This is a genomic window from Candidatus Dedyshia acidiphila (genome assembly GCF_051025295.1).
GTDB lineage: Bacteria > Acidobacteriota > Terriglobia > Terriglobales > Acidobacteriaceae > KBS-83.
Genome location: NZ_JBMGJV010000032.1, coordinates 41,323 through 50,588 on the forward strand (window position 1 = coordinate 41,323; position 9,266 = coordinate 50,588).

At 66.2% G+C, this 9,266-nt stretch carries 5 protein-coding genes and 1 pseudogene; all 6 read right to left on the reverse strand.

Translation table 11 applies throughout. The features are described 5' to 3' along the window. Positions 1-39 precede the first annotated feature (39 nt). A pseudogene (gene infB / locus AC5IJH_RS13360) lies at positions 40-3,239 on the reverse strand (translation initiation factor IF-2). Between the two features lie 201 nt (positions 3,240-3,440). After that, a complete protein-coding gene (nusA, locus tag AC5IJH_RS13365; protein WP_491903323.1) occupies positions 3,441-5,291 on the reverse strand; it encodes a transcription termination factor NusA in 1,851 nt (616 codons plus the stop codon). 66 nt (positions 5,292-5,357) lie between these two features. Beyond that, positions 5,358-5,984: a ribosome maturation factor RimP gene (rimP, locus tag AC5IJH_RS13370; RefSeq protein WP_491903324.1), complete on the reverse strand. Its 627-nt coding sequence runs from the start codon at positions 5,982-5,984 to the stop codon at positions 5,358-5,360. A gap of 237 nt (positions 5,985-6,221) precedes the next feature. Beyond that, positions 6,222-6,848, reverse strand: a complete 627-nt coding sequence (locus AC5IJH_RS13375; protein WP_491903325.1) for a hypothetical protein — start codon at positions 6,846-6,848, stop codon at positions 6,222-6,224. A 70-nt stretch (positions 6,849-6,918) separates the two neighbouring features. After that, complete coding sequence (locus tag AC5IJH_RS13380) at positions 6,919-8,553, reverse strand: alpha/beta hydrolase (protein WP_491903326.1); 1,635 nt, start codon at positions 8,551-8,553, stop codon at positions 6,919-6,921. Between the two features lie 57 nt (positions 8,554-8,610). Then, on the reverse strand, positions 8,611-9,266 hold a 656-nt coding region (locus AC5IJH_RS13385), incomplete at its 5' end, for a hypothetical protein (RefSeq protein ID WP_491903327.1).

The following is a 9,266-nucleotide window of genomic DNA, read 5'->3' on the forward strand; positions in this document are numbered from 1 at the left end:
CCCGGCCGAAGCCGGGCTCTCGTCGTGCGTAGTGAAGCGTTAGCGTGCGGCCGTCAGCTCGGGTGCGACCTTCTCGACCACAAAGGCTTCGATCTGGTCGCCCTGGCGGAAGTCGGTGAACCCGTTGATGCCCATACCGCACTCCATGCCGTTGGTGACCTCTCGCGCATCGTCCTTGAAGCGCTTGAGCGACCCGAGCTTGCCCTTGAAGACCTGCTCCCCGCCACGGACGACGCGAACCTCCGCATCGCGACGGATGGAGCCGTCGGTGACGCGGCAGCCGGCGATCGTGCCGATCTTCGGGATGCGGAAGACCTCCTGGACCAGTGCGCGGCCCTGGTAGTTCTCCTTGAACACAGGATCCAGCAGGCCCAGCATGGCCTTGGTGATCTCGTCCTGCAGCTCGTAGATGATCGAGTGCAGCCGGATCTCCACGCCTTCCTGCTCGGCTACTTCGGCGGCCTTGCGCTCCGGCCGGACGTTGAAGCCGATGACGATTGCGTTCGAAGCCGAGGCCAGCAGCACATCGCTCTCGGTGATGGCGCCGACGCCGGTGTGGAGGATCTTGATCCGCACCTTCTCGGTCGACATCTTGAGCAGCGAGTCGGACAGCACCTGCACCGAGCCCTGCACATCGCCCTTGAGGATGAGCGGCAGGTCCTTGACGCCGGCCATCTTGATCTGTTCGGCCAGGTTCTCGAGCGAGACGCGGGAGCTCTTCGAGAGTTGCGACTCGCGCTCCTTCATCTTGCGGTACTGCGCGATGCCCTTGGCCTTGTCGCGATCAGCCACGACCAGGAAGGTATCGCCCGCATCGGGCATGCTTTCCAGGCCAAGGATCTCGACTGGTGTCGAAGGCCCGGCCTCGTCGATGGCCCGGCCGCGATCGTCGAACATGGCGCGAACCTTGCCGAAGGTGTTGCCCACGATGAAGCTGTCGCCGTTCTTGAGCGTGCCGTTCTGCACCAGCACCGTCGCCACCGCACCGCGGCCGCGATCGAGCTTGGCTTCGAGCACCGCGCCCACGCCCGAGCGATCGGGCGTCGCCTTCAGGTCGGCGATGTCTGCGGTCAGGCAGATCATCTCGAGCAGCAGGTCGAGGTTCAGGCGCTTCTTGGCCGAGACGTCGACGAACACGGTCGAGCCGCCCCAGGCTTCGGGCACGAGGCCGCGATCGCCCAGTTGCTGCTTGACCCGGTCCGGCTGTGCGTCGGGCTTGTCCACCTTGTTGACTGCCACAATGATGGGCACGTTTGCCGCGCGCGCGTGGTCAATCGCCTCGAGCGTCTGCGGCATTACGCCGTCGTCCGCCGCGACCACGACCACGACGATGTCAGTGACCTTCGCGCCGCGAGCACGCATGCGGGTGAAGGCTTCGTGACCCGGCGTATCAAGGAAGACGATCTCGCGGCCAAAGGCCGGCGAATCTGCCTTCGCGATGCGCACCTTGTAGGCGCCGATGTGCTGCGTGATGCCGCCCGCCTCGCCGGCGGCGACATCGGTCTCGCGGATCGCGTCGAGCAGCGACGTCTTACCGTGATCGACGTGACCCATGACGGTGACGACCGGGGGACGCGTAACCTCGATCTCGCCGGTAGTCTCACTGCCGAGCAGGGTTTCAAGCTGCTCGTTGGCCATCTCGTCTTCGAAGCTGATGACCGCAGTCTCAGCACCGAACTGACGCGCCACATCCTTGACCAGTTCGCCATCGAGTGACTGGTTGACGGTGACGAATACACCGCGCATGAGCAGGCTGGCAATCAGGTCCTTGCCGCGCACGCCCAGCTTTTCGGCCAGGTCCTTGACGCTGATGCCCTCGGTCACCGTGATGTTGCGGGTGATCGGCATGGGCTCCTGCGGGACCTGCGCTCCGCCAAAACGCGACGGCGGAGCAAAGCCCTTCATCGGGCCTTCCTTGGTCTTCGGATACTGCTGGCGTCCACGGCCGCGCGGCGGACCGCTCGGACGCTGCGGACGCGGCGCCTCACCGGGAGGCGGCATCAGACCGCCGCCGGGGGCTCCGCCAGGACGGGGGCCGAAGCCCGGACGACCGCCAGGGCCGCCGGGACGGGGGCCGAAGCCAGGGCGTCCGGTGGGCGCGCCGCCAGGAGCGGAGCGGGTGGGGTGCATGGGCCGGCGGCGGGGAACTGCCCCGGAGCACCGGCAAAGCCAGGAGCACCACCGCCCGGCCGCGGCTGGAAGCCGCCCGGAGCGCCAGGGCGCTGGAAGATGGGACGTCCACGCTGAATGGAACCGGGACCACCCGCTGGGCCGGCCGAAGGAGGCGGCGGTGGCGGGGTCGGGCGTGGCGGGGGCGCGCTATAGACGGGGCGTGGCCCGGTCTGCGGCATGATGACGCGGCGGGCCGGAGGTGCGACCATCGCGGGCACGGCTGCTTCCGGCGCTGGTGCCTCCGGCGCAACCGGCGGCGCTGCCGCAACGGGCGCGGGCGGAGCCGGCGCGGCGGCGACTGGCACCGGGGGCGCTGCCTGGACCGGCGGACGCGCGACCACCGGATGTGCCGGTGGTGCGGCCGCGATGGCAGGGCGCGGGGCGGATGGCGCCGGCGGCCGAGCAACGACGGGCCCGGCCGGTGGCTTCGCAGCGATGGCCGGAGCCGGAGCGATGATGTTGGGTGCCTGGCGCGGCTGGGGCACGATGCGGCGCGGGGCCGGGGCCTCCGGGCGTGCAGGAGGAGCAGCCACGGTCGGCCGCGGCGGTGCGGCGGCAACCACCGGAGCAGGCGCCGGCGGTGCCGCAACCGGTGCAGCCGGCGGAGGCGGTGCGGCGGCAACCACGGGCTGCCGCGGCGCAGGCGCAGGGGTGGCAGTGACGGGCGCGGGAGCAACCGGAGGCGCAGCCGCGACGGGGGTCGCCGGAGCAGCCGGACGCGGCGCAGCCATCACTGGCGGCGCAACCGCAGGAGGCGCCGGCCGCGGGGGCGGAGGCGCTGGACGATCGGCCTCTTCCTTACGCTGCTGAATCGCCTTCAGAACGTCGCCTGGCTTGGACACGCGCGACCAGTCGATCCTGGCTGGACCGTTGTCATGCTTCGCGTTGGCGGAGCCGCCGTTGCGGCCACGCTGAAAGTGGGCGCGCACACGTTGCGCCTCGTCACCTTCGAGCGAGCTGGAGTGCGTCTTGGTGTCGGTGACACCTACTTCGCGCAGCACATCCAGGATCGCTTTGCTCTTGACTTCGAGCTCTCGTGCTAAATCGTTGATGCGAACTTTACTCATCCGTCCCTTTTGTTGGCACTCCGCCTGCCGCCCCTCAGCTACTCATAGCAACCTCTTGGTCTGCGGGTTCACATGCCATCCCTATGATTATCGCCTGAAACTGCAAAATTCGTGCTCCCCGGAGATGAAGATCGCGAAGGAGCCGCAGAGCTGGTCAGCCCCGGCGGCCCGGCGCACATGCTTCCCCGGCCCTGAGCCCGTTTAGAGCCCGCCATCCTCACTCTGCGGCGTGTCATCCGGCAGCACCGATTCGGTCTCGGCCTCGCCGCCCGGCAGCGGGCTGGGGCGCGGATTGTGCTCCTCGAGGATGCTGCTGGTGTCATCGCGGCCCGGATCCTGGGGCAGCACGCCGACCTCCCCGATCTCCCGGCCCGACTCGGTCAGCTCTTCCAGCCGCTCGTGAGCGATCTCGTCGACGACCAGACCGGAGCTGTCCTCGCTGCTGAAGATGGTGTCGCCGCTGTCCTCGTTGACGCGCAGCGCATCGAGCTCTTCGCCCAGCTCTGCATCGGCCTTGGCGCGCTCTTCGTCGAGGGCCGTGTCTGCCTCAAGTTCGTCGAGCTCCGCCCGATTGGGCGACCGCTCGTTGTCTTCACCCTGTCCTGTCACTACATCCTCCCGCCCCAGCACCGAGGCGATCACTGCATCATCGCCGGCTGGACGCTGCGCCACGAGCGCCTCTTCGCGCTGCTCCACTGGATCCGAGGAGACATCGGCTGCCGTCTCGCCCTCGGCCGTTTCGGTTGCTTCGGCTCCGGCAGGACGCTCTTCGCCTTCTTCGTACTGACCGAAGTAGTGGCGAACGGCGACCGAGATCTTCTCGAGTGTGCGCTCGCCGATCCCGGGCACCTCTTCGAGCTGCTCGGGGGTCATGTCGGCCAGCGACTCCACTGTTGTGATGCCGGCAGCGACGAGTTTCTGAATGATCTGGTCACCGAGTTCTGTGACCTGCTCGATCGGTGTCGACGGACCGCCGCTGAGCGCCTGCATCTGCTGCTCGACTTCCTGGCGCTTCTCTTCTTCGCTCTTGATGTCGATCTTCCAACCGAGCAGCTTGGCCGCAAGGCGGACGTTCTGACCCTTCTTGCCGATGGCGAGCGAGAGCTGTGTGTCATCGACGATGACTTCGAGCTGCTTTTCGCCAAGATCCGCGATACTGACGCGGCTCACCTTTGCCGGCTGCAGCGCCTTCTCGGCAAAGGTGGTCACCTCGTCCGAGAACTCGATGATGTCGATCTTCTCGCCACGCAGCTCGCGGATGATCGACTGCACGCGCATGCCCTTCATACCGACGCAGGCGCCGACCGGGTCGACATCCTTGTCGCGCGACTGCACCGCGATCTTTGTGCGCTCGCCGGCTTCGCGCGCGATGGCGCGCACCGTTACCGTGTTGTCGTAGATCTCCGGCACTTCGCTCTGGAACAGGCTCTGCACCAGCTCCGGCGCGGCCCGCGACACGATCACCTGCGGCCCCTTGGCCGCGCGATCGACGCGCAGCAGAATGACACGCACGCGCTCACCGACCGAGAACTGCTCCAGTCGGCTCTGCTCGCGGCGCGGCATGCGTGCCTCGGCCTTGCCCAGGTCGAAGATCACGTCCTGCAGCTCGACCCGCTTGACCGTCGCCGTGATGACTTCGTTCTGGCGATGCGCGTACTCGTTGTAGATCGTGTCGCGCTCGGCTTCGCGGACCTTCTGGAAGATGACCTGCTTGGCCATCTGCGCAGCGATGCGGCCGAGCACGTCGGTCGGCTTGTAGTAGCGGATCTCGCCGCCGACTTCGACGTCGGGCGCGAGCAGCTTCGCTTCATCGAGGGCGATCTGGTTCAGATCGTCTTCAATCTCGTCATCGGTCGCCGTCACCGTCTTGTAGACGTAGGCGCGAATCTCGCCCGTCTCCTTGTCCAGCTCCGCGCGCATGTTTTCCTGCGTCTTGTAGTACTTGCGGGTGGCCAGCGCAATCGCGTCTTCGACTGCAGTGACGACGATCTGCGGATCGATTCCCTTGTCGCGGCTCAACCCTTCAATTACCTGGTACAGCTGACTCGCCATCTCTTATGTCCTTCTTTTCTTCGTTCTCTGCCGCAGCGTATGCGCGGCCACTCCGTAGGTCTGTCTCTAAATCTCGGGGATGAGCTGTGCCTTTTCGATGTTGGCGAACTCAATCTCAACAGTTGCGGGCGCGGCAGCCGCGGCGGCCTTTTTCGCCTTGCCCTTGGCCTGAATGGCGGAGGGATCGAGCGTGATCGCGCTCTCGGTTGTCCCCGTGAGCCGCCCCTGCCAGTGGCGATTGCCGGCGACTGGCGTGAACGTCTGCAGCTTCACCAGGCTGCCCTGAAAGCGCTGGTAGTCGGCGTGCCGGAAGAGCCGCCGGTCGAGCCCGGGCGAGGAGACTTCAAGCAGATACTCGCCACCGGGCACCTGGTCTTCGACCTCGATCACCGTGCCGAAGTCATGGCTGAAGCGCTCGCAATCCTCATGCGTGACCCCGGACAGGTGCTCGATGCTGAGCTCGCCACGCACTACCGCTGCGGGAAGCGAGCCGTCCTCCGGAACCTCACCACGCGTCGCGGCTGCCCGGGCCTCTTCGGCGAGGCGCGCGCGACCCGCTGCATCTTTCTCGAGCGCCACGCGGAGCACGCGATGCTTGCCGCCGCCGACCAGCTCGACATCGACCACGTCGAGCCCGTAGCTCGCGGCTACGCGGTCGGCAGTTGCCCGAATTTGGTCGAGGTTCGCTGCCATGGACTGACCTGCTGCCACTCAGATGGCAAGGTTTTGCTGCAAGAAAAAGGTGGGCTTTCGCCCACCATCTCCTCCGGCGGTATGCGCACGCGCGGAGCAAACGTGTCTATTGCGATGATACGCCGCGCCGCCGGGAATGCAAAGCGGAGCCCTTCGAGGGAGGCGCAACCCGTGGGCAGCAGAGCACCAGCTCCCGATTCGCCAGTACACGGTCTGGCAAGGCACTCAATCGCCCGCTTACGGTGCCTTCGCGTTGGCCTTCTCTGCTTCTGCGACTGCTTTGCGGAACGCATCGACTGCAGGTACGCCGTGTGGCCGGAGAGCGTCCTTCGCGCGGTACTGCCATACCGGAGGGAGATCGAGTGGCTGCTCGACATTACCGCGATACACGCGGAAGACGTCCTGGCCATCGCCGATCTGGCTGCCCCAGCCTGGCCGCTGTTCATCGTCGCTCGGAGAACCGCTCAGTGGCGGCTCCCTGCCCTGCTGGACACCGATGTCGACCCCTCCGTCCGTGGGACGCACACTTCCTGGTCGGTTTGCCTGCCGTGGGTCACGGATGACCGGGCTTATGGACTTGCCGCTGCCGCGCTGGACGACGACGATCAGATCTGCGCCCTGGGTCGCGATCACGGGGTGATAGCGTCCCCAGTTCTCGAATGCGGTCTCGACATCCCGCTGAGCGACGCGGTTCGCTTGCGGATCCGATGGCAGTTCACCCGCTTCGGGATCGATGACGACAGCCACGGTGCGCGCCTCAAGAACGTACACGGGCAGCGTCGGCTTCTGCTTGGTCTTGGCGGTCAGGGGAGCGGTGAACACGAGCACAGCCGCGGCCAGGGCGATGAAAACTCGTGCCAGCATGGCAACACCTCGGTAGTCAGCCTACTGCTGGGACGGCTTGCCAAGCAGAACGTTAAAGACTGCCTGCCGCCTACTTTGTGGCCTTCGCTGCCTTCCAGTTCACGCCCGGGTGCGCGACCGCATACATCTCGCCCATGATCTGCCACATGAGGCCCTGGCGATCGTCGCCGATCTTGTAGAGGTCGAAGTGGGTGCGGTCCGGAATGTAGGTGAAGTGAGGATCGGCGCCGAGCTTCTGGAGACGCGCCTCGAACAGGTGCGCCGACTGATCGAGATAGAACGTATCTGCCGTGCCGACGAACAGGTGAATGCGCCCCTTCAGCAGCCGGCCGCGCTCGGCCCAGTGCTGTTCGGTGACGTGCGCCAGGTCGTAGTGGTCCTGCCAGTAGGCGACGACGGCCGGATTCACGTCCCCGCTCTCCCGATCAAACATCAGCTCCGGTGCGCCGCCTGGACCCTTCGGAGAGAAGACCCACTCGAAGGAGCTGAGCTGACCGCCGTATGGTCCGAGAACCTGCTCCAGCTTTGCGAACTGCTCAAGCGTGGCGACCACCTTGCCGTCGCTGCGCATGATCGGCCACGAGTCGCCGTCGACTTTGCGATAGGCGTTCGCATGCACTGCGTAGAGATCGGGGCCGGTGAAGTTATGAAAGTCGGACGGATCGGGCGAGGTCGACCAGGTGCCGCCGAACACCTGCGGATAGTTCACCTCGAGCTGCAGCGTGGCCCAGCCGCCGCTCGAGTGGCCATTGAGGAAGCGCGCGTCGCGCCGCGCGTCCAGGCGGAATCGCTTTTCGAGCATGGGGATGAACTCGGTCGTCAGCGCGGTGCCCCACGGGCCGTTGTTCACCGAGTCGGCGAACTCGTGCGTGCCCTCGGGGCAGGACTCATCGAGCATGACCGCGATCATCGGCGGCGCCTTGTGCTCGGTCATCGCTTTGCGAATGGCCAGCCCCTGGACGAGCGCGTAATCGAGGTTGCCGCCGAAGCCGTGCGTCCAGTACATGGCTGCGTAATGGGTGCGAGCCGCGGTGTCGTAACTGGGCGGCAGGATCACCCACGCGCGAACGAAGGTGGGCCGACCCCAGAAGCGGGTCAGCGACGGACTCTCGAACTCGACCTTCTCTGCCACCCCGGGCTTTGCCTGCTGCTCTGCCTCGGCAACCGCCTTGGCACGGCGGCCGGCGCTCGGGTGTTCGCTCAGCGTGAGGACCGGCTCTGCGCCCGTACCGGGCTGCCACCCAGCTACGGAGACGACGGGGCTCTCCCAGTCCGCCGCATCGCGGCCGCCGTAGTTGTAGGTGTGATCGAGATCGAGCACAGCCTGGAGCCGGTAGTCGCCGCGCGTCAGCGTGGCGAAGTGTGCCGGGTAGGCCGCCTGGTCGAGATCGACCTCGACAGTGCTGCCCGGGGCGGCGTTATCGATATCCGTGGCAGCGACGAAGGTCGAGGTGGGGTGAAACTCGCTGATGTCGACCGCATCCTTCTCCTCACCGGGCTCGGCAGCCGTCTGTGCAGAGCGCGCGAAGACCAGCAGACGTCCGCTCACCGGGCCTGGCAACGTGCTGCCAACCACCACGCGTGCGAAGGCGTGCGGCGCCTCGGCGGTTGCGGTCTGCGTTTGGGCCGACGTTTGCGGCTGGGCTGGAAGTGCTGGCGCGCAGAGCAGCGCAAATGCGAGACAGAGACTCGTCTGGAAGGTCATGCATCCTCAAAGGAAACAGGAGTCAGTGCGGCCCATGCTACAGCAAGCAGTCCGGGCTCACGCCCCTGCATTCAGGGTGCAGGCCACATCCCCGATGCCGGTGTGCAGCTTCAACCGGTACGCGCCGGTGCTGAAGTCGTGGTGCACGCTCTTGCCCAGCAAGCCAGACGGCTCGAGGCCCAACGCATGCGCATCCACATCGCCGATGCGAACCGATAGATCGACTGCGTGATACTCGTGAGCCGCGGGGAGGATCACCTTCAGGTCGCCGACCCCGACCTCTGCGTCCGTGTTGCCATGAACGCCGCGAATGGTGAGATCGCCCACCTCCAGCCTGAGTTGAAGATCGCTGTGCGACGGCACATACAGCGTGACATCGAACTGGTGCTGGCCGTGTTTTGGCAGTTCGAGATGAATCTTTGCCTGCGAAGCATTGACGGCGAACTCACGCACCCATCCCGGAGCCGCATCGGCATCGGCCTGGCGGTGCGGTGTGATCACCAGGCGAACGAGATCGTCCTGGTCCGACGGCTGCACACGGATATCACCGACGTTCGCCTCGAGAATGACGCGCCCACCCGGAGCGAAGTGGCTCTCTCGCACCACGGGGGTGAAGTCGGCGGCACGCGACTGGGGAAGGCAGACGAGGAACAGCAGGGCCAGGAAATTGGGAAGACCACGTAGTTTGCTCACAGGCTTTGCTCCCGGGCCGG

Excerpts from the sequence above, each read along its gene's own strand:
- nusA (WP_491903323.1), bottom strand. The coding sequence starts at position 5,291 with ATGGCGAGTCAGCTGTACCAGGTAATTGAAGGGTTGAGCCGCGACAAG.
- rimP (WP_491903324.1), bottom strand. The coding sequence starts at position 5,984 with ATGGCAGCGAACCTCGACCAAATTCGGGCAACTGCCGACCGCGTAGCC.
- AC5IJH_RS13375 (WP_491903325.1), bottom strand. The coding sequence starts at position 6,848 with ATGCTGGCACGAGTTTTCATCGCCCTGGCCGCGGCTGTGCTCGTGTTC.
- AC5IJH_RS13380 (WP_491903326.1), bottom strand. The coding sequence starts at position 8,553 with ATGACCTTCCAGACGAGTCTCTGTCTCGCATTTGCGCTGCTCTGCGCG.